Raw genomic sequence first — 22328 nt, forward strand, 5'->3', positions numbered from 1 at the left:
ACTCTAAAGGTTAGGGTGGGGCAATATGGATCGCATTATCATAAAAATTTAACCATCTGGTCTTTATCATTAAACTCTAATGTAACGAATATCTGCGTTGAGTGTTCCGGGTATGCGTATTGATACACAATCTCTTCCTGAAAATCAGATAGCCCCGGCTCCCGTGGGTGAAAATGTCGCGGCGGCGGACATTGAAAATCCTGCGGTTGATGAAGCGCCCGCCGCGTCTGTCGATGCACCCGTGCCGCCTGTCGAAATTCCCGTCGCGCCGGTGCTGGACGACCAATCCGCGACCCCAGATCAATCCATCGTTGATACGCTGCGATCATCCGCTGCACCCGTGACACCATCACCAAAACCCGCCCCCGTGAATGAGGGGTTCGGGTATCAAAGCACCGTCACCCCTGTTGCGGCCTTGTATGATGATGATTTGTTTGCGCTGGGTGTTATCACGGATGACGACACCAATGCGGCGGGGCTTGTGGCTCTGTCCGGTCTGTCCTTTGACCCGGCATTCCGTCCCGCTGATTTATACCGACCCACGGACAATACTGGTGGTGGGTCTGGCGGTGGTGGTGGCGGACCGCCGTCGTCCAGCTATGACCACACCATCAATGGTACGGCGGGCCATGATTTTATTTCAAATCTGCATATCGGCACGGTCACAAACTTGAACCCGGTGGGCAGTCCGTTTTTTGGTCCGGCCTTGTTCTATTTTGATCACTTACCGGGCCAGGAATATTCGTGGGACGGCGCCGTTTTCACCAGCACGATTGACGCCAGCACTTTTGACCCATACGCCGTTCTGCCGCCTGCGGAAACGTATGAAATTTATGGCGATGACGGGACAGATTTTATCATCAATATGGTCGATGACAGCCTGATTGATGGCGGGGACGGGAACAATTCCATAGACAGTTATGGGAGTGGAAACACCATCACTGCTGGGAATGGCAATGATCTCTTTTACGTCTCTGGCGATAATAATATTATCGATGGTGGCGAGGCCAGTGACCGTATCGTCGTGCGTGGCGATAACAACACCATCGACACCGGCGGCAGCGATATCGGCCATAACATGGGCAGTTATTACACCAGCGTGTCCGGCAATAACAACACGGTCAATGGTGACGATGTCGAAGGGTGGCACGCGCTGTACGGCGATGACAACATCATGAACACCTATGGCGGTGAGGATGATATTACCATTTCCGGCAATCGCAACACGGTGGATGCGGGCGCGGGGGATGATCACCTCATCATCGGTGGGGGGAATGAAAATAATATTTATGGTGGTACGGGCCAGGACTGGCTGGATTTTCAGGCTGGGTCCGTGGATAACGTCGTCCATGATTTTAATACGGGCGAAGGCGATTTTATCGATGTACGGGATATTTTGTCGGGGTACGATCAGGGCGTGGATGATACCAATGATTTTGTCCAGTTTATCGCCAACGGATCGGATACAGATGTCTATGTCAGCCAGAATGGCGATGGGGTCTTTACCCGCCTGGTCACCATTGTCGGCGGAGTTGGCGGGGCCAGCGTCGATGACCTGATTATGAACGGTAATCTGGCGCTCGCGGACAGCTAATTTTTCTCTCCTTCTCTGCGGGCATTTGCGCTAAATTGCCCGCATGAAAAACGAAAACCCTATCCTTGTCGCACTTTCCCACGGCTTGAAAACCGACCTGTTCCCGCTTGTGGGTGCGGGGATGGTGGTGCTGGGCATTGGGTTTGACGGGGATGTGGACGATGATCTGTTTCCTGTATCTGCCACCACCATGGTGCAATATTGGGCGGGTCCGGCGACACGGTTGCGCGCGCGGGGCTATGCTGTGCGTGGGGATGTGCCGGATGGGGGCGCGGTGTTTGACCGCGTGATTGTCCATGTGCCGAAACAGATGGATGAAATGCAATATCTTCTGGCCGCGGGCTGGCGCGTGTTGAAGCCCGGCGGTGATCTGATTGCGGTGGCGGCCAATGACGCGGGTGGATCGCGTCTGGGTCCGGTGTTGAGCGATGCCGGATTGGATGTGTCGGAATCATCCAAAGCCAAATGTCGTGTGGTCCGCGTGGTGAAAAGCGGGGTGGATGTGCCTGATGCCCCGTTGATTCAGTGGTTGGGCTACGGCACCTTCCGCGTGCATCCGGATACGCAGATGACGACGTGCCCGGGCCTGTTCAGTTGGGATCGCGTGGATGCGGGCTCCGCTTTGTTGCGCGATCATTTGCCATCCGATTTGTCTGGTGTGGGGGCTGATTTCGGATGCGGGTACGGGTTTTTATCGCGCACGGTGCTGAATCAGTGTGCGGGTGTAACGCTGCTGCACGGGCTGGATGCCGATGCGCGGGCGGTGGCGGCGGCCATCATCAATATGCAACCCGATGGCGAACGGTTTCGCGGGCATCATGTTGATATTCCGGCGGGATCGGGCCTGACGGGGCTGGATTTCATTGTGATGAATCCGCCGTTCCATACCGGCGCGCGGGAAAGCCATGATCTGGGCCGCGCCTTTATCGCCCGCGCGCATGAATCGTTGCGCAAGGGCGGTATAATGGTCATGGTCGCCAATGCCCATTTGGGATACGAGGTGGATTTAAACCGCCTTTTTTCTGCCGTGAATAAATTATACGAAGGTGGCGTCTTCAAAATCTACCAATGCGTAAAGTAAAGCCATGCTGATAAAATCGAAAAGCCCCATCATTGATCGCGATATATCCGGTGTCCTCTGGGATCTGGATAATACGTTGTATCGTCTGGATGCAATGATTGAACATGCGTTCAATCATGCGGTGGCGCGGGCGGCGTTGTCGCTGGGTGTGGCGCTGCCGCTGGATGAAGCGGTGACGATGGCGCATCAATCCTATGTCGATCATGGGTTCAGCGGGTATCGATTTTTGCAGGATTACGGCCTGAATCGTCTGGATCTGCACCATCGGTTTCACGACTATATTGACGAAACGGTGATTGCGAAAAACAATGAAACGCGTGATTTGTTCGCATCGGTAAAGGCGGATCATGCCCTGATCACGCACGGGTCGCGCGTGTGGGCGTTGAAGGTTCTGGAGCATCTGGAATTACAGCCATTTTTCCCGGATCCACGCGTTTTTGCGTATGAAAATTATGATTTCGAAAGCAAAGCGAAAAGCCGTAAGCCCTTTGAAATGGCTTTGTCATCCATCAATAAAAATCCGGAAACGGTGGTGATGGTGGAAGATACGTTGGACAATCTGCGCATTCCCCACGAAATGGGCATGACCACGATCTTCTTGCATCATGGCCGCGAACCTGCGGCATTGCCCGATTTCGTTGATCACACCATGCAAACGGCGCAGGATGTTTTGATCAATGTTTTAAAGAGCCCAAAGGCTTAAAGGGCCCCGGCGTGCAGCCCTGATTCCTTCGATACGATATAGGTGATGGATTTATCATCCAGAACACCGCCGCGCCCGTGATGCAGAACGTGCAGTGCCATGGCCGCATCCATCACGATAATGGATTTATCCGGCTGGTACCGTCTGCGCATATGTTCGTCGGTCAATTTGATGATCCGGCGCAATGATTCCGGTTCCACCGTAATATGGTGGTGGCGTTCATATCCGCCCTTCAGGTTCATCAGAATGCTGAATGTTTCTTCCGCATTTGGAATGCGCAGCGGAATTTTCTGGAAGCGGCGATCCATGGCGGGGTCGATGGCGACGAAAATACGGAATTCATCCAGCGTCGTTGCGCCAATGACGTGCAGGTCGCCGGTGGTCAGATAGGTTTTCAAAACTTCCGACAAACCCTTATACGCCGATCCGTCACAGGTCGGCATGATGGTGTGCATTTCGTCAATAAACAGAATAGTTTTCGGATATTCTTCGAACCGGTAACGCTCGGCGATGCCGCGGCAAATCGGAATAAAACGGCCCTGAAATTCCGCCGGGCCGGACGTGCCCGCAGCCATGGCGGCCAGGTCGAGTTCCAGAACGCGCGCGTCTTTCAGATAGTCGGGCACGGTGCCCGCTATAATCTGCTGCGCAAGGCCAGCGACCAACGCGGTTTTACCCACACCGGCGGGGGCCTGCAACGCGGCGTTCTTTCGTCCCTTTTGCAGAAGGATCAAAATCATCTGCTGAATTTCATCATCACGTCCGGTGATCGGGTCGAATTTTCCTTCGCGCGCCAACTGCGTGAAGTCGCGACAATAGCGATGGATCAGCGCATCCAGTTCATCGTCGGAAAACACCAACGGGTAATCGACTCTGTTTTTTCCGGGCGTCTTTTTTTCGGTCGTCATGATTGGTCATTCCGAATCGTGGATGGACAGGCAGGAGGCGCGGATTGCGCCCCATCATGATAAACCATGCCTGTAAAAGCTTAAAGCTTTGTAAATTCAATATATTATGTCTTTGGGATCAGGCCCTGCGCGTACAACGCCGCAGTTAAATCCCCGTGAAGGATCAAATTATCGACGGCCTGCGCCACGGCGGGTTTTGGGTGATACCCAATGCCCAACCCGGCGGTCTGAAGCATCGGAATGTCATTCGATCCATCCCCGATGGCCAGAACATCATTGGCCGTGATGTCCAATTGTTCGACATAATGATTCAGGAAATGCAGCTTGGCGGTCTTGTCCAAAACGGGGTCCAGAACGCGGCCTGTAAGCACGCCGCCTTCCATGTCCAGAACATTGCCATGATGCTGGGTAAATCCGACACGCTGGGCGATGCCGCCGGTGAAGAATGTAAATCCGCTGGACACCAAAACGGTGATGGCGCCAATCTGCCGCATCCCGGCGACCAGATATTCGGCCCCGGGTGATAATTCCATTGCGTTTAATGTCTGGTGCAATTGAAACTCGCTGACGCCCGATAGCAAGGCCATGCGCTGTTCCAACGCTTCGCGAAAGCCGATGGTGCCGTTCATGGCGGCGGCTGTAATGGCGGCGACTGCGTCATGCTGCCCGACCAAAGCGGCCAGATCATCCAACGTTTCGCCCGTGATGATTGTGGAATCCATATCGGCCAGCATGATTTTCTTGCGCCGCGTTTCCGCGTTGACGACCAGCACATCAATTCGGTCTGTCATGAGGGCATCGCGCAAATCACGCATTTGATCCGGGTTCGGGCGGTGTTGCAGCAGGATGTCCGCCGCCTTGTGCTGGTTCAGCCAGCGTGGTCCGGCGGTCACGGATAATCCCTGTGTGTCGCAATAGCGCATAACCCCCGCCAGATGGGCCGGGGTGAGGGGATGGTCAGATGCAACGAGGGTCAGAACAAAGCGCATGGTCTATAAAATAACCGCGCCCCTCTCCTTGGGGAAGGGGCGCGTATCCGAAAAATGCACGATCAAGGGATTTTGTGAAACTGGAGGTATCTATAAATCCTGATGGCCCCTTCGAATTCTATTCTTATCTATGTTTATCGGCCCGGTTTGAACGGGTTCAGCGACGGCGCGGCTGATGGGGCGCTCGCGCTTTGCGCGGTCATTTCGGCGGCGGCTTCGTGGGCCGTGGCCTGTTTGACCTTGTGTTCGAAATTGCGGGCATCCAAACCGCTTTGGCTCAGGATATCGCGCATGGCGGTTAAACCCTCATTGCTCATGGTGCGCGTATGCGGCGTGGCTTCGGTTTTCACGCCGTCCAACGTCGGTTTAAAGGTCCGCGCATTCTTGAATTCAACATTCACCATGATAATGATCTCTCGTTATTAAAAGTCCGCCCAAAAATTCTCTGCTTGCCCCCAACATTAAGCGAAATTGGTTAATGAATATTAAAGGGTGAAAAGAAACATCGAATCAGATGCTTCGCAGTTGCAAAAAATGGCGGAAGGCCCATACTTATCCGGTTTTTGAACCGTTTCAGGAGGGCTTTAATTATGACCGCGCAACCATCGAACCGTCCTGTGAACCCGTGTTTTTCCTCCGGTCCCTGTGCCAAACGGCCGGGCTGGTCGTTGGACCATCTGAAGGATGCGTTTCTGGGCCGATCCCATCGCGCGGCCGAGGGGAAAAACCGCCTGAACTCGGTCATTGAACAGCACCGCAAAATTCTGAACATTCCGGCGGATTACCGCGTGGCGATTGTGGCGGCGTCCGATACGGGCGCGGTGGAAATGGCGCTGTGGTCGCTGCTGGGTCAACGCGGTGTCGATGTGCTGGGGTGGGAGGTGTTTGGTCTGGATTGGATCAAGGACATTACGACCCAATTGAAAATCGCCGACACCCGCGTGATGAAGGCCCCGTTCGGGGCGCTGCCCGATTTGTCCGCCGTTGATGGGCGTCGCGATATTGTCTTCACATGGAACGGCACCACGGGTGGTGTGCGTGTGCCCAATGGCGATTGGATTCCGGCGGACCGCGAAGGTTTAACCATCTGTGACGCAACATCCGCCGTATTTGCCTATGATTTACCATGGGACAAATTGGATGTGACCACATGGTCATGGCAAAAGGTGCTGGGCGGTGAAGCCGCGCACGGCATGATCGTTTTGTCGCCCCGGGCGGTGGAGCGGTTGCTGACCTACACGCCGGATCGCCCGTTGCCGAAAATTTTCCGCTTGGTGAATAATGGAAAGCTGATTGATGGCGTGTTCGTCGGCGAAACCATCAACACCCCGTCGATGCTGGCGGTGGAAGATTGCCTGGATGCACTGAAGTGGGCCGATGGCATCGGCGGCCTGCCCGCGATGATCAAGCGGGTGGAGGGCAGTTACCAGACGATCAAGGATTGGGTCGCCAAAACCGACTGGGTTGATTTTCTGGCGGTGGATGAATCCTATCGCTCCAAAACATCCGTCTGTCTGGCCATTACCGATCCGGCGTTTGCGGCATTGGATGATGAAGCGCGGCAGACCTTTGTGAAGTCCATGACCAAATTACTGGAAAAAGACGGTATTGCCTATGATACAGCCGGGCACCGCGATGCGCCGGCGGGCTTGCGCATCTGGTGCGGGGCGACGGTGGAACAATCCGATGTGGCGGCGTTATTGCCGTGGCTGGATTGGGCGTATACGCAAACAAAAAATAAAAACTAAGATATAGAGGAGTGTGAAAATGCCAAAGGTTCTGATTGCCGATAAAATGGACGCGGTTGCCGCGCAAATTTTCAAAGACAATAAAATTGATGTCGATGTGAAACCGGGCCTGTCGCCCGAGGAGCTGAGCGCCATCATCGGTCAATATGACGGTCTGGCCGTTCGGTCCGCGACCAAGGTCAAAGCCGATGCGATTGGTGTGGCGGGTCCGCGTTTGAAAATTATTGGCCGTGCCGGGATTGGTGTTGATACCATTGATGTTCCGGCGGCGACCAATGCCGGGATCGTGGTGATGAATACGCCGTTTGGCAATTCCATCACCACCGCCGAACATGCCATCGCCATGATGTTTGCACTGGCCCGCCAGATTCCGCAGGCCAATGAATCCACCCATGCCGGAAAATGGGAAAAGGCGAAATTCATGGGCGTTGAATTGTATGGCAAAACGCTGGGCGTGATTGGGTGCGGGAATATCGGGTCTATTGTGGCGTCGCGCGCTTTGGGTTTGCAAATGCGCGTGATCGCCTTTGACCCGTTCCTGACCGATGATCGCGCGCGCGATCTGGGGGTGGAGAAGGTGGATCTGGATACGCTGCTGATCCGTGCTGATTTCATCACACTGCACACGCCGTTGACCGATCAGACCCGTAATATTCTGGATGCGGCGGCCTTGGCCAAAACCAAGAAGGGCGTGCGCATTATCAACTGCGCGCGTGGCGGGTTGATTGTTGAGGCCGATTTGAAAGTGGCGCTGGATTCCGGCCATGTGGCCGGGGCCGCGTTGGACGTGTTCGAGGAAGAACCCGCCACGGCCAACCCGCTGTTTGGTCATGCCAACGTCATCTGCACCCCGCATCTGGGCGCGTCGACGACGGAGGCGCAAGTGAACGTGGCCATTCAGGTGGCGGAACAAATGTCTGACTTCCTGCTGAATGGCGCGGTGTCAAACGCCGTCAACATGCCATCGATCAGTGCAGAGGATGCGCCGCGTCTGAAACCCTATATGAAGCTGGCCGAACAAATGGGCGCGCTGGTGGGGCAGATTGCCGATGGCGCCATCACCAAAATCGCCATTGAATTTATGGGTGATGCGGCATCGTTGAACACAAAACCGCTCAGCGCCCTCATTCTGGCCGCCGTTTTGCGCGCGACGCTGGACGGGGTGAACATGGTCAATGCGCCACAGGTGGCGAAATCCCGCGGCATCGCGGTATCTGATACGCACAGCACCGACTGCCCGGATTTTCACACGGCATTGCGTTTAACCGTTACGACGGAAACGGGTGATCATGCCGTCACGGGAACATTGTTCGCCGGAAAAGAACCGCGCATCATGGACATCGAAAATGTCCCGGTGGAAGCCGCTTTGGCGGGCCGTGTGCTGTTCATCCGCAATGATGACACGCCGGGCCTGATCGGTGCGGTCGGCACGATGCTGGGCAATGCCAAGGTCAACATCGCCGATTTCCGTCTGGGCCGTGTCCCGGGCGGGAACAGCGCCGTGGCGCTGGTGTCGATTGATAACGATGTGTCGGATGAACTGTTCGCAGCGTTGTCTGCCTTGCCGCAAATTCAATCTGTGAAAAGATTGCGTTTCTAACGTTGGCGTACCATCAAGATGGTGCTGAAAATGAAAAAATTCTTTTTTATTTTGTCTATCTTGTCTGTGTTGGTGGGGATGGCAGTGTGGCTGTCTCCAACAAGTTCGGCCAATATAGCGGAGGCGCGGCAAGCAACATTGCTTAACCTTTATGAGAAAAAATACCCGTGGGGTGATGGGAAAACGTCTCCGACAATAAACGATTTACGCATTAAAGCTATTTCTGAGTATTTTAAATCATGTTGCGAAGATGAGGATAAAGCTGTTGCGCTTCTGCAGAATAATAAGTTCCACATTGTTAGCAGAATTGATGATCCTAGGGAAATGGCGCTCAAGAATGCTCAGTGGGGTGTTGAGGATAAAGAATGCGATAAATTTATTTATGCCAAAAGGGGACCGAGTATTCGTCGGTTTTGGCATATTAATGCGACTTATGAGCTTGTTTTGTTCATCAAGGATGATCGTGTTGAACACGTCTGGGGCTATATTGATCGAACAATGCCTTAAGTTTATGCTTATTTTCGGGCTCTTTCCTTACCCGACGAAATATCCATCCGCCGTTGGAATGGCCCCGACCTTTTTGGTGAAATAGCGTTTACACGCGTCGCGTAATTCCGATTCCAGTTGCGTACCATAGGCACCACCATCGCCGGACATTTTATTTTTGATCAGGATGTTCAGCGTTTTGTGGTGGGCGTCGACGATGTCCAGAACGACGCCGTCAATTTTTTCGATATTCTCCAGAAAGTTCAAAACCACGTTGGCCAGGTTGCTGACCATCCGGTAATTGAACATGGCGGCATTGCCCTTAATCTGCATGACGGGTTCGGTCATGTTCTTGATCAGGGTTTCAACCTCGCCTTCGCCAATGCGGGCGGCGGAGATGGCGGCCTCCAGCTGGGCCAGGAATTGTGCGGCCATGGGGGCGAAATCAATCTTGTTGTTTTCCAGCGCCGTTTGCATGGTCTGGACTTTTTCTTCGCTGATCGTGCCCGTACCAATCTTGGCCTGCAGCGTCAGGTTCGCTTTGATCACGCGTGCTTTGGTGTTTTGGCTGCTCATTATGTTCTCTTTACAACTCGTTTGAAAAAATCAGATACGCAGTAAAGAAACGCAAAAATTATAGAAGAGATAAGGTTACGCCGATTTGCTGGCGTTTTGCTGGGTCTCGCCAAAACGGCGGTACGGGCCCTTGAAATCCGGCATCACGCGGCGGCGGCGATCGGGGCCGAAATATCCGGTGCAATCGATAAAATCGCGCGGCTTGTTGATGACGTGGGCAATGCGTTTGGCAATGTCGTTGGCGGAAAACGGTTTGACCAGAAATTCGGTCACGCCCGCATCGCGGGCCTCGGCCACGCGGGCCAAGGCGCTGTACCCGGTGACCAGAATGATCGGGGCCATGCGGTTGGGCGATAATGTGTTGGTGCGGATTTCGCGCGTCAGGTCGATGCCCGATGCCGGCGTCATGTGCCAATCGGCAATGATGATGTCGGTGTTGAACCGTTGAAATTGTTCAAAGGCGCGGGTGCCATCCGACGCGGTGTAGATATATCCAACACCCAGTGACTCCAAAACCGATGCCATCAATTTTTGCATCGGCAAAGTGTCTTCGGCGATGAGGACGCTCAATTTATCAAATTTAAATGCCATAATTTATGCCCAATAAATGAGAGCGAATCGAAAAACTATACCTGACAGTTTACACATTTACGGCATGTGGCAAAAGACGCAATCCAACCCTGCGTCGCAAAAAGCAATGAAATTCCGTGTATTAACAAAAACTTAAGATGCGTGCATGGCGACGAAGGTGCTGAGATACAAGGCAAAACACATCCAGCCCAAAAGCGGCGCCAGCGCCAGTGCCGCCCAGCGATCCAGCCTGTATGTCCGTTTGATCAACACGCCTACAGCCGCAATCAGCCCGATAATCCAGACCACGGCCAGCCACAGCGCCTGCATCTGAAAGAAAATAAAGCTCCACGCCAGATTGGCGATCAATTGCGCGATGAACAGGCGCAGCAGGAAGCGGCGCGAATCATAGCCAGAATCACCCGGCGCGCGGCGCGCGATTCGCCACAGATAAAATCCCATCAGCAGATACAGAACCGACCACACAATCCCGAACACATAATCCGGCGGGGTCAGAGCGGATTTCATCGCCGTTTGATACCACCCATCCACGCCGGGTCGTGTGGCATAGCCGACCAGCGCCCCCAAAACCGGCAGGGTCAAAATACAGGCAGGCAGCAGGATCAGGTCGCGCCGGGTAAACATGGGCTTAGTGATCATTAATGATGGTCCTGTTCTTGTGGGGTTGATCTTGTGTGGACAGGGGTAAAACCACCCCCTATCCTTGGCGAACGTGATCAGAGGGAGAAATAAACCATGTCCGCATCCTACGCCGATTTTATCAGGGACCGCGCCTTTATCAATGGCCAATGGTCCCCCGCACATTCGGGCCGTATCTTTGCCGTGACCAACCCGGCAACGGGTGCGGTCATCGGCACCGTTCCCGATATGGGCGCGGACGAAACGGTCGCGGCGATTGCGGCGGCGAAGGACGCCATGCCCGCCTGGCGCAAACGCACGGCCAAGGATCGCGCGAACATCATGCGCGCCTGGTTCAATTTGATCGTGCAGCATGCCGATGCGCTGGCCGCCTTATTGACGGCGGAACAGGGCAAGCCGTTGACCGAAGCGCGCGGCGAAATTATCTACGGCGCATCCTTCGTTGAATGGTTTGCCGAGGAAGGCAAGCGCATTTACGGCGACACCATTCCATCGCATAAAACCGATGCCCGCATCATGGTGACGAAGGAATCGATCGGCGTTGTTGGCGCCATCACGCCGTGGAATTTCCCCTGCGCCATGATCACGCGCAAAATTGCCCCGGCGCTGGCCGCCGGATGCACGGTTGTTTTAAAACCGGCGGAAGATACGCCGCTGTCCGCATTGGCGCTGGCCGTGCTGGCCGAAGCGGCGGGATTCCCACCGGGCGTCATCAATATCGTCACGGGGGCCTATACATCCGCCCCCGCGATTGGTGAAGTTCTAACCACGCATCCCGATGTGCGCAAAATTTCCTTCACCGGCTCGACCGAGGTGGGAAAAATCCTGATGCGCCAATCCTCCAGCACGGTCAAACGCCTGTCGCTGGAACTGGGCGGCAATGCGCCGTTCATCGTGTTTGATACCGCCAACATTGACCGCGCGGTGGATGGGGCGATGGCGTGCAAATTCCGCAATGCCGGGCAAACCTGCGTCTGTGCCAATCGTATATATGTGCAGGACGGTGTGTACGACGAATTCGCCAAGAAACTGACGGCCAAGGTTGCGGCATTGTCGGTGGGGTCGGGGGATAAAGACGGCGTGCAAATCGGCCCGCTGATCAACGAAGACGGCATTGAAAAGGTGAAAACCCATGTGGCCGACGCCGTGGCGCGCGGGGCGAAACTGGTTTGCGGCGGCAATGCGCATGATGCGGGCCCGCTGTTTTTCGAACCCACGGTGCTGACCGATATGACGCCGGACATGTTGCTGAACAACGAAGAAACCTTCGGCCCCGTCGCTGGCCTGTTCCGATTCGCGGACGAAGCCGATGCAATCCGCATGGCCAACGACACGCGCTTTGGCCTCGCGTCCTATTTCTACACCAACGATCTGGCCCAGGCCTTCCGCGTCGCCGAATCACTGGAATACGGCATGGTCGCCATCAACGAACCCATCCTCTCCACCGAAGTCGCCCCTTTCGGCGGCGTCAAAGAATCCGGCATGGGCCGTGAAGGTTCGCATTACGGCGTCGAAGATTTCGTGACCGTGAAATATACGCTGGTGGGTGGGTTGTAATCGTGGCCTGCACGGGGGTGGCGAATTATCCGCCCGCCTTCGCAAACACTTCCGCGCCTGTCAAATTGTCTGTGTCATTGGCGAAGCTGTAGTTCGCGGGTTTTTCGTCGATGAAGACTTGGTGGTCGAAGACGAAATTTTTCATGTCGTCCAGCAATCCGGCGGGCAGGGCGTAGAAAGGGCGGTCTTTCAGGCGGTAAAATAAATGCGTGCCGCATTGTTTGCAAAAACCACGCTGGGCCCAGTCGGATGAATCATAGACACCGATTTTATCTTCGCCTGTCCATGTAACAGCATCGTGACATTCCACAGCCATCAACGGCCCGCCCGCCCATTTGCGGCACATGCCGCAATGACATGCCCCCATCGTGGCCTTGTCCAGCACGGCGGCAACGGACACGGCGCCGCACAGGCAGGCGCCGGTATAGGTTTTCTTTTCTGTCATGGTTGGGGTCCTCATTATTATATGTGATGGATTTTGGCGGGGGCGGCCGGGGCTGTCCAGCGGGCTTGGTTCGCATCCTGAGATTTTGTTAACCATTCTCCGCTACGGTGGGGCGGTTGGGTGAGACGTCTGTCCGGCGGCTCGTTTTTCATAAAGATTCTGCGTTCGTATTCTGCGTACCGTCCCGCCTTTTTTGTGCAGCGTGTCATATCCCTGAGCGTTGAAGGATTATAATAAACCGCTCAGATCTGCGTGTTATGTTGGTATGTAGGTGGACCCAGGCCCGCCCTCCTCTCAAGGGGACAAGCCCGGATCAAAAAAACCCTCCTTATTAACATAATAAAGTTTGACTCTCCTGCGCAAAAGGGGTAGAACTCTGCCATTCCTAAATGGGATTGGTGTGCCTATGGTGTGCCCAATTTTCGGGCAAGAAAAACGCGGTGAAACGCGCAATAGAGGAGAAGTTATAATGGCCGAACAAAAATCATCCACCGCACAGGTGTTTTCCGCAGATCAATCCAACGGTTTGCCGTTTGGTTCCGCGGATATCCAAGGCATGAGCCTGTCGCCAACTGGCGCACTGGTCATCAAGCTGACGGATGGGTCATCTCTCCAGATTGATAATTTCAAAGAGCTGAGCGCGCAGGGTGCGCAGATCGCTCTCGCCGATGGCGAAGTCATCGACACTGCAAAATTACTGGCGACCTTGTCGGGCGCCACCAATGCTCCTGCGAATGATCGCGCCGACGGCCCGGCTGTGATCGTTGCTGCACCGGGTGCTGGCAAGACCGTCGAAATCACCATGGCAGACGGCACGGTTTACGAACTCTCCTTCGACCTTGATGCACAAACCACCCGCGTTGAAAGCAACGGCGATCTGGTCGTTACGTTTGCCGATGGCGGCGTTCTGGTCCTGCAAGGCTACAGCGACGCCGTGAAGGGTGATAACCCGCCGTCTCTGTCTCTGGCGGATGGCACCGTGATCAACGGTGTTGATGTGCTGACCATGGTTGCCAAAGATGCCGAAGCGGACAAAGCCGCGAAGGTTGAGCCGGCTTCCGGTGAAACTGATAATGTCGATCTGGCGCAACTGGCTGAACAATTGGCCGCCGTAGAACCGGCCGCCGGTGAAGCGGGCAGCGCGGGTGGATCCCGTGGTGGTTTCGGTTTCCAAAGCGCGGTTGATTCCGCACCGCTGGACAGCCCGGATGCCATCGGCCCGATTGGCCCGACAGCCCTGCAATACAATATCCCTGAATTCAAAGAAGACATCTTCTTCGAAGAAGGCCCGGCCCCGACCCCGGTGGCCCCGCCGCCGCCGTCTTTGGAAGTCGGCAATTCGGTTGTGAAGGAAGATGGTTCGGTTCAGCTGGTGATTCTGGCTGATTCGGGCACGGCTTCGGGTGTTAATCTGGTTATCACCGTGTCCGGTATTCCGGCGGGTTGGACCGTGAACCCGGGTCTGGGCACATACAACAGCACGACGGGTACATGGACATTCACATTGCTGGGCGGTGGTTCCACCTCTCAGGCCCCGACTTTGTCCCCGCCGGCGCAATCCGACGTGGACCTGCCGAACCTGCAAGTCACCGCAACGAACATCAGCACATCAACAGGCCTCAGCTCTAGCAGCGACGGCACGATTGACGTGACGGTTGATGCGGTTGCTGACGCGCCGGACATCACCGCCAATGGCGGCACTGAAGTTGAAGGCACCCCGATCGCCCTGACGGTGAATGGCGTGCTGGGCGTCGATGATTTCGACGGTTCTGAATCAATTGATTACTACACCATTTCCGGCGTTGATCCGGCTCTGTTCACACTGTCTGCCGGTGTGGATATGGGTGGTGGTGTCTGGAAACTGACTCCGGCTGATCTGGTGGGTCTGACCATCAATCCTCTGGACAACAACCATCACGGCACGACGACTCTGACCGCGACGGTTCACACGAAAGATACACCGAATGACGGTGAATTCGATTCTACCGACAACATCAATCAAGATTCGACGACCCTGAACGTCACATGGACTCCGGTCATCAACCCGCCGTCCATTCTGGTCAATGGCGGCGTTGATAACGCACAGGTGAAAGAAGACAACTCGGTTGATGTTCCTCTGACCGCCGCGCTGGGCACGAACCCGGCTGTGGGCGAATACATGGTTGTAACGGTGACGGGCATTCCGTCCAGCTGGGGCTTCTCCGCTCCGGTGGGCACGTACAATGCCGCCACGGGCACCTGGACCTATACGGTTCCGGCAAATTCTGACCTTTCCACGACACTGACCTTCTCGCCGCCGGCGAACTCTGACATTGACCTGTCGGGTTTGAACGCCACCGTTGTCGCGTTTGATCCGACCGCGGGCATCCAAACCGCGCCGATCAATGACGGTTTCGGAATTATCGTTGACGCCGTGGCCGATCCGGTCACGCTGAACGCCAGTGACGTATCGGGTAACGAAAACACCACGATGCCTATCGTGCTGAACTCCTCCCTGAGCGATCTGGATGGTTCGGAAGTCATCACGGGCTACACCATTGCGGGCGTTCCCGCTGGTTTCACCCTGTCCGCTGGTTCATATGATGCAGGCACAGGCCTGTGGACTCTGACCCCGGCACAAATTGCGGGCCTGACCATTACGTCGCCGGCCAACCATGTTGGCACCCTGACGCTGGATGTGACCGTGTACAGTACGGAAAACCCGGTGAGCGATGGCGAATTTGATACAACCGACAACAACGCGTCGGCTACGGATTCCCTGACCGTGACCTGGAAGCCGGTCGTCAATCCGCCGACCATCGAAGTCAATAACGGTGTCGACGATGTGATCGTGAAAGAAGACGGCACAGTCTTCGTGAAAATCGTTGCGGCTCTGGACCCGGCGGGTTCGGGCAATGAAATTCTGACCGTGACCGTGACGGGCATTGATCCGACATGGACGCTGACCACGGGCGCGGCCAATGGTACGTATAATCCGGCAACGGGCACGTGGACGATCACGATGCCGGCGGGCCAAAACTACAATGGCGGTCTGACCTTCGCGCCGCCGGCGCAATCCGATCTGGATCTGACCGGTCTGAACGCAACGGCCACGGCTTTTGAACCGGCAACGGGAACCTCTGCGAATGCCAATGATGCGTTCCAGATCATCACCGACGCTGTCGCTGATGAACCGGAAATCACCGCCAATGGTGGCACCGCTGTTGAAGGTACGCCGATCGCGTTGACCTTGAACGGTATGTTGCAAGACGATACCTTCGACGGTTCCGAATCGATCAGCCACTACACCATTTCCGGCGTTCTGCCGGGCTTCACCCTGTCCGCTGGGACGAATCTGGGTGGTGGTGTCTGGCAACTGACCCCGGCACAGCTGGCCGGTCTGACGATTACGCCGCCGAATTCAAATTTCAATGGCACGCTGCCTTTGACGGCGACCGTTCACACGGTGGATACGCCGAATGACGTTGAAAATGATACGGGCGACAACACCAATTCCGACTCCGCTCCGTTGAATGTCACATGGACTCCGGTCATCAACCCGCCGTCCATTCTGGCCAATGGTGGCGTTGATAACGCGCAAGTGAAAGAAGACGGCACGGTTGACGTTCCGCTGACCGCCGCGCTGGGCACGAACCCGGCTGTGGGCGAATACATGGTTGTAACCGTGACGGGCATTCCGGCAAGCTGGGGCTTCTCCGCTCCGGTGGGCACGTACAATGCCGCCACGGGCACTTGGACCTATACGGTTCCGGCCAATTCCAACCTGTCCACGACACTGACCTTCACACCACCGGCGCAATCCGATGTGGATCTGTCCGGTCTGGTGGCAACGGTTGTGGCGTTTGATCCGACCGCGGGCATCCAAACGGCACCGATCAATGATGGTTTTGGCATCATTGTTGACGCTGTTGCTGATGCACCGGACATCACCGCCAATGGCGGCACGGCTGCTGAAGGTACGCCGATTGCCCTGACCCTGAACGGTATGTTGGGTGTCGATAATTTCGATGGTTCCGAATCGATCAGCCACTACACCATTTCCGGTGTTCTGCCGGGCTTTACCCTGTCCGCTGGGACGAATCTGGGTGGTGGTGTCTGGCAACTGACCCCGGCGCAACTGGCTGGTCTGACGATTACGCCGCCGAATTCCAACTTCAATGGCACATTGCCTTTGACGGCGACCGTTCACACGGTGGATACACCGAACGACGTTGAAAATGATACGGGCGACAACACCAATTCCGACTCGGCTCCGCTGAGCGTGACCTGGACACCGGGCATTAACCCGCCGACCATTCTGGTCAATGGCGGCGTTGACGATGCATGGGTGAAGGAAGATGGGTCCGTGAATGTGGCTCTGGTTGCCAATCTGGGCGCCAATGCCGATACGGACGAATATCTGGTTGTGACCGTGACGGGCATCGACGCCAGCTGGGGCTTCTCCGCTCCGGTGGGCACGTACAATGCTGCCACGGGCACTTGGACCTACACGGTTCCGGCGGGTCAAAACCTGTCGACCGTAATGACCTTCACGCCGCCGGCGGACAAGGACATCGACATGACCGGTCTGGTGGCGACGGCTGTATCGAAAGATACGTCCACGGGCCAAACCAGCACCCCGGCCAATGACGGGTTCAACGTCCGCACCGATGCGGTCATTGATGAACCGAACCTGAGCGCAAGCAACGCATCCGGCTCCGACAACACCCCGATCGCACTGAACATCGCGACCAGCGTGGGTGATACGGACGGGTCCGAAGTGATCACGCACCTGACCATCACGGGCGTGCCGTCTGGCGCAACCCTGTCGGCGGGCACATACAACGCCGCGACCGATACATGGACGCTGACCCCGGCACAATTGGCGGGCCTGACCATGACGCCGGTGCGCGGGACCGAAGGGTCTTACACGCTGACGGTTAAAACCTTTGCCAAGGAACAAAACCTCAGCGGTCTGGAAAACGACCTGAGCGACAACGATGCGACGAAACAAGTCACATTGAATGTCACTGTGACCGACGATGAACCGCAAAACTTCAACGCACCGGGTAAAACGGTCGATGAAACGTCCTTGCACACGTCGCCGACGGTAACGGTCACGAACACGCTGACCGCGAATTTCGGCTCTGATGCCCCGGGCAGCTTCGGCTTCGCCGGTGCGGCCCCGAGCGGCTTGTTCTCGAACGGCGTTCCGGTTGTTGTGACGCTGTCTGGCAACACCTATACGGCGATGGCGGGTACGGATCCGATCTTTACCCTCAGCCTGAACCCGGCCACGGGCACCTACACCTTCAACCTGACCGGTGTTCTGGACCACCCGATTGCGGGCAACCCGAACGAACCGATCAACCTGAACTTCGGTGTGAAAGCAACCGATGCCGATGGTGATGTGGCCAACGGCACCGTGACCATCACGGTTCTGGACGATGCCCCGACCGCACACCATGATGTCAATAATTTCGACATTCTGGATGGCGGCACGACCGGCAACGTTATTACGGGCCTTAATGCTGACAATGTTGGCGCGGCCGATCTGGGTTCCCAGGACGTTCCGAACAATGTTACGGCTGTGTCCTTCGGTGGTACGACGGTGACCGTTCCGGCGACTGGCGAAGCCACGATCGAAGGCGATCACGGCACACTGAAAATCAAGGCTGACGGCTCTTACACCTACACCGTAAAAGCCGGTCCGGCCCCGGATCAGGATTATAACGTTGTTATGATGCTGGACGTGTCCGGTTCCATGGGCGATGCGAATGATCCGTCGTCGAAAATGGCGAAATTGATCGACGCCGTTCAAAACCTGATGAACGATTTCAACGCTTATCCGAACGGCGACATCAATGTTCACATTGTGCCGTTCGGCACCGACTCGCTGACGGGTCAAACATTCAATGTCACCGATCCGTCGGGTCTGGCGGCTGTGCTGGCCTATCTGAACGGTTTGAACACCACGGGTGGCTTCACCAACTACGAAGCTCCGCTGGCGGATGCTGCGGCTTGGTTGGCATCCCAACCGGCTGGTGCAACGAATCTCAGCTACTTCGTGTCTGATGGCGAACCGAATCGTTATATCGACAGCAACGGCGATGTTCAGTCGGGCAACCTGTCCACCATCCTGAGCCAATTGACTGGTGGCGACGGTTCACCGGAAATCTCCACCCTGCAAGGTCTGGGTGAGGTGATTGCGGTTGGTATTGGTGTCAATTCCTCGACGCTGGACAATCTTGATTACATCGACACCGGCGCAAACGCGATCGATGTTCAGGATCCGGATGACCTCAGCTCGGCTCTGGCCAACGCCAGCCCGATTGGCGGCGCGACACCGGGCACGGATGTGTTCGAATACACACTGACCGATGCTGACGGCGATCCGTCCAAGGCTACGCTGACCCTGACGGGCGAAGCACCGGACGTTCTGCCGCCGACCATTACCGTGAATAACGGTGTGGACGATGTGATCGTGAAGGAAGATGGATCTATCTTCGTTTCGATCGTTGCGGCTCTGGACCCGGCGGGTCCGGCTGGTCAGGTTCTGACCGTGAAAGTTACGGGCATCAATGCCGACTGGACGATCACCAATGCCAACGGCACGTACAATGCCGGAACGGGCACCTGGACGATCACGCTGCCGGCGGGCCAAAACTACAACGGCGGCCTGACCTTCAAACCGAAAGCCAACAGCGATGTTGATTTGTCTGGTCTGGTTGCGACCGCAACCGCGACGGAACCGGTGACGGGTCTGACAGCATCCAGCAACGATGCGTTCCGTGTTGTCACCGATGCGGTTGCCGATGCGCCGAACCTGGTGGTCAGCAACACGGCTGGATCGGATAACGGTCCGATCGCGCTGAACATCCTGACTTCGGTCAATGATCTGGATGGTTCGGAAAGCATTTCCAGCGTTGTTATCTCCGGTGTTCCGGCGGGTGCAACATTGTCGGCTGGTACGTACAACGCGGCGGCCGATACATGGACGCTGACCCCGGCGCAGCTGTCTGGTCTGAAACTGAACCCGGTTCGCGGCACTGAGGGCACAATCACCCTGACCGTGAAAACCACCGCGACGGAAACCAATCTGTCCGGCACGGAAGTGGATCTGACCGACAACAATGCCACGACCACGAAAACCCTGACCGTAACGGTCACGGATGATGAACCGTACGATCTGTCGGCTCCGGCGAAAACGCTGGACGAATCCGACATGAACGGCGGCAGCCTGAGCACAACCGGCACGGTGACGGCGGCCTTTGGCTCCGACACACCGGGCACATTCGCGGGCACGGGAACGTTCAGCAACTCGGTTGGCACCCTGAAATCGGGCGGTCAGACCGTTGTTGTGACGTTCGATGGCACCAGCTACACCGGTAAAGTCGGCGCGACGACAATCTTCACCCTGACCATGGCGTCGGGTGGAACCTATGTCTTCAACCTGCTGGGTACGCTGGATCACCCGAACACGTCTAACCATGACGACTCGATCACCCTGACCTTCGGGTTCAAGGCAACCGACTCCGACGGTGATGTCGCCAACAGTGCCGTAACCATCTATGTGAAAGATGATGGCGTTGATGCAATCAACGACACCAACGCACTGGATGTGGCCATTGGCCATGTGTCCGGCAACGTTCTGGTGAACGATGTGAAGAGCGAAGACGATCTGAACGTCGTGTCCGCTGTGAAATTCGGCACCACGACGACCAACGTTTCCGCCACAGGCGAAACGACGATCGTTGCGACGAACGGCACGCTGAAAATCGATGCCGACGGGAACTACACCTACACGCTGAAACCGGGCAAAACCACGCCGGATGATTTCACCTACACGCTGAAAGACGGCGACGGTGACACCGATACGGCAACCCTGAAATTCAACGTGCTGGAACCGGTTCTGCTGGTTGGTACAAACACGGATGACAAAACGGGCTCGACGACGGATTACGTTGTTGGTAACGGCGAAGGTGTCATCACCGGCGGCGCGGCCAGCGACATCCTGATCGGCGATGCTGGTGGGTCGTCCATGCAGAACGTCGACAAGGATTACAACATCGTGATGATGCTGGACGTGTCCGGCTCGATGGGCAGCAACGATCGTTCGGGCGACCGGATGTACAAGCTGATCCAAGCGGTGAAAAATCTGGTTGGCGATCTGGATACCTACACGGGCGGCGATGTGATCATTCACTTCGTTCCGTTCGCAACCAACGTTGGCACGGAACGCACGTTCAATCTGGCAACGGATTCGCTGAGCAGCATCTACGCCTACATCGAATCGCTGGACGGCAACGGCTTCACCAACTACGAAGCCCCGATGCAGGCCGCGATTGAGTGGATGGAAGATGCCGCCGCCGCGAACCCGGATGCGGAACGCATCAGCTATTTCGTCTCTGACGGTGCGCCGAACCACTATCTGAACAACAGCGGTCAACCGGTGAACGCAGGCGATAATTCCGGCGGCGCTGCACGCGCGATGGATGAAATCCGTGGCGATGTTCAGACCCCGGGTGGCTGGAATGATGACAACACAAACGAAATCGCAATGCTGCAAGCGCTGAGCGAAGTGATCGGTGTGGGTATCAATCTGGGCGCAACCAGCACGAACTTTGGCTACATCAAAGAGATCGACTCCGACGGTGTTGCCATTAACGTGAATGACTCCGACGATCTGTCCGCGGCTCTGCAGGGTTCGAACCCGCTGAACCAACTGGCGGATCTGGGTGATGACGTTCTGGTCGGCGGGAATGGCAATGACATCCTGTTCGGCGACTCGGTCTTCACCGATGATCTGGCGCTGGCCCAAGGCCTGACCACGCTGAAAGGCGCGGGCTGGGATGTCTTCGCCAAACTGGAAGCTGGCCAAGGCACGAACGCGGGCTGGACCCGTGCGGATACGATTGATTACATCCGCACCCATGGCGAAGCTCTGGCCGCCGAATCCGTCACCACCACGGGCGACACCCGTGATGGCGGCAATGATACGCTGAACGGTGGGGCCGGTAACGACCTGATCTTCGGTCAGGAAGGCAACGACACCATCGATGGTGGCGCGGGCGATGACACGCTGTATGGCGGTTCGGGTGCCGATACCTTCCTGTATCAATCGATGGCCGATGGCAAAGACACGGTGAAGGACTTTGATGCGGCCGAAGGCGACCGTATCGATCTGTCCGATCTGCTCTCCGGTCTGGGTTACAACCCGACTGACGACGCGATCAACGACTTCGTGTTCGCCCGCACCGAAAGCGGCAAGACCATTCTGTCGATCGATACGACGGGTATGGGCAATGCCGCCGGGGCGCAGGACATCGTGGTGCTGGAGGGCGTGAACGCCACCCTGAACCAGTTGTTGACCGCCGGTGTCGTGACCGACGTCTGATTGACAGTTTTTACAGAATAATAAAATGGCCCGGG

General features: G+C 56.1%; 15 protein-coding genes. 8 read left to right on the forward strand and 7 right to left on the reverse strand.

What is annotated here, in order from left to right:
• Positions 1–112: 112 nt before the first annotated feature.
• The 3 genes from ACSC94_RS10450 to ACSC94_RS10460 are packed head-to-tail and all read left to right on the forward strand — an operon-like array spanning position 113 to position 3378.
• On the forward strand, positions 113–1594 hold the full coding sequence (locus ACSC94_RS10450) for a type I secretion C-terminal target domain-containing protein (protein WP_435640778.1): 1482 nt from the start codon (positions 113–115) through the stop codon (positions 1592–1594).
• Between the two features lie 43 nt (positions 1595–1637).
• On the forward strand, positions 1638–2675 hold the full coding sequence (locus tag ACSC94_RS10455) for a methyltransferase (RefSeq protein ID WP_435640779.1): 1038 nt from the start codon (positions 1638–1640) through the stop codon (positions 2673–2675).
• Positions 2676–2679: 4 nt separating this feature from the next.
• Positions 2680–3378 carry an HAD family hydrolase gene (locus tag ACSC94_RS10460; protein WP_435640780.1) on the forward strand — a complete coding sequence of 233 codons (699 nt, stop codon included), beginning with the start codon at positions 2680–2682 and terminating at the stop codon, positions 3376–3378.
• Here the strand turns inward: ACSC94_RS10460 and ACSC94_RS10465 are convergent.
• From ACSC94_RS10465 to ACSC94_RS10475, 3 genes are all read right to left on the reverse strand, one after another.
• Positions 3375–4286: an AAA family ATPase gene (locus ACSC94_RS10465; RefSeq protein ID WP_435640781.1), complete on the reverse strand. Its 912-nt coding sequence runs from the start codon at positions 4284–4286 to the stop codon at positions 3375–3377. The two genes, ACSC94_RS10460 and ACSC94_RS10465, sit on opposite strands and share 4 nt — an antisense overlap.
• Before the next feature lie 104 nt (positions 4287–4390).
• Positions 4391–5275: a phosphoserine phosphatase SerB gene (serB, locus tag ACSC94_RS10470; RefSeq protein ID WP_435640782.1), complete on the reverse strand. Its 885-nt coding sequence runs from the start codon at positions 5273–5275 to the stop codon at positions 4391–4393.
• Between the two features lie 134 nt (positions 5276–5409).
• On the reverse strand, positions 5410–5679 hold the full coding sequence (locus ACSC94_RS10475; RefSeq protein WP_435640783.1) for a hypothetical protein: 270 nt from the start codon (positions 5677–5679) through the stop codon (positions 5410–5412).
• A gap of 186 nt (positions 5680–5865) precedes the next feature.
• On the opposite strand from ACSC94_RS10475, the gene ACSC94_RS10480 reads away from it, so the two are divergent.
• The 3 genes from ACSC94_RS10480 to ACSC94_RS10490 are packed head-to-tail and all read left to right on the forward strand — an operon-like array spanning position 5866 to position 9130.
• Positions 5866–7023 (forward strand): phosphoserine transaminase, encoded by a 1158-nt coding sequence (locus tag ACSC94_RS10480; protein WP_435640784.1) that lies wholly within the window; start codon positions 5866–5868, stop codon positions 7021–7023.
• A gap of 19 nt (positions 7024–7042) precedes the next feature.
• The gene (gene serA, locus ACSC94_RS10485; protein WP_435640785.1) at positions 7043–8623 is read left to right on the forward strand and encodes a phosphoglycerate dehydrogenase; all 1581 of its coding nucleotides are present in this window, start codon (positions 7043–7045) and stop codon (positions 8621–8623) included.
• 30 nt (positions 8624–8653) lie between these two features.
• Positions 8654–9130, forward strand: a complete 477-nt coding sequence (locus ACSC94_RS10490) for a hypothetical protein (RefSeq protein ID WP_435640786.1) — start codon at positions 8654–8656, stop codon at positions 9128–9130.
• A gap of 27 nt (positions 9131–9157) precedes the next feature.
• On the opposite strand, the gene ACSC94_RS10495 is transcribed toward ACSC94_RS10490, so the two are convergent.
• The 3 genes from ACSC94_RS10495 to ACSC94_RS10505 form a co-directional block, all read right to left on the reverse strand.
• Positions 9158–9685: a hypothetical protein gene (locus ACSC94_RS10495; RefSeq protein WP_435640787.1), complete on the reverse strand. Its 528-nt coding sequence runs from the start codon at positions 9683–9685 to the stop codon at positions 9158–9160.
• Positions 9686–9760: 75 nt separating this feature from the next.
• Positions 9761–10276, reverse strand: coding sequence for a response regulator (locus ACSC94_RS10500; protein WP_435640788.1), 516 nt, complete (start codon positions 10274–10276; stop codon positions 9761–9763).
• Between the two features lie 132 nt (positions 10277–10408).
• Entirely contained in the window at positions 10409–10915 is a 507-nt protein-coding gene (locus tag ACSC94_RS10505; RefSeq protein WP_435640789.1) for a TspO/MBR family protein, read from the reverse strand.
• Positions 10916–11011: 96 nt separating this feature from the next.
• Here ACSC94_RS10505 and ACSC94_RS10510 point away from each other — a divergent pair, with 96 nt between their 5' ends.
• On the forward strand, positions 11012–12472 hold the full coding sequence (locus ACSC94_RS10510; protein ID WP_435640790.1) for an NAD-dependent succinate-semialdehyde dehydrogenase: 1461 nt from the start codon (positions 11012–11014) through the stop codon (positions 12470–12472).
• Positions 12473–12497: 25 nt separating this feature from the next.
• On the opposite strand, the gene ACSC94_RS10515 is transcribed toward ACSC94_RS10510, so the two are convergent.
• On the reverse strand, positions 12498–12917 hold the full coding sequence (locus ACSC94_RS10515; protein ID WP_435640791.1) for a GFA family protein: 420 nt from the start codon (positions 12915–12917) through the stop codon (positions 12498–12500).
• A 469-nt stretch (positions 12918–13386) separates the two neighbouring features.
• Between ACSC94_RS10515 and ACSC94_RS10520 the strand changes: the two genes are divergently transcribed.
• Positions 13387–22293 (forward strand): VWA domain-containing protein, encoded by an 8907-nt coding sequence (locus ACSC94_RS10520; RefSeq protein WP_435640792.1) that lies wholly within the window; start codon positions 13387–13389, stop codon positions 22291–22293.
• The last annotated feature ends 35 nt before the right edge of the window (positions 22294–22328 follow it).

The organism is Micavibrio aeruginosavorus (assembly GCF_051245535.1).
GTDB lineage: Bacteria > Pseudomonadota > Alphaproteobacteria > Micavibrionales > Micavibrionaceae > Micavibrio > Micavibrio aeruginosavorus_D.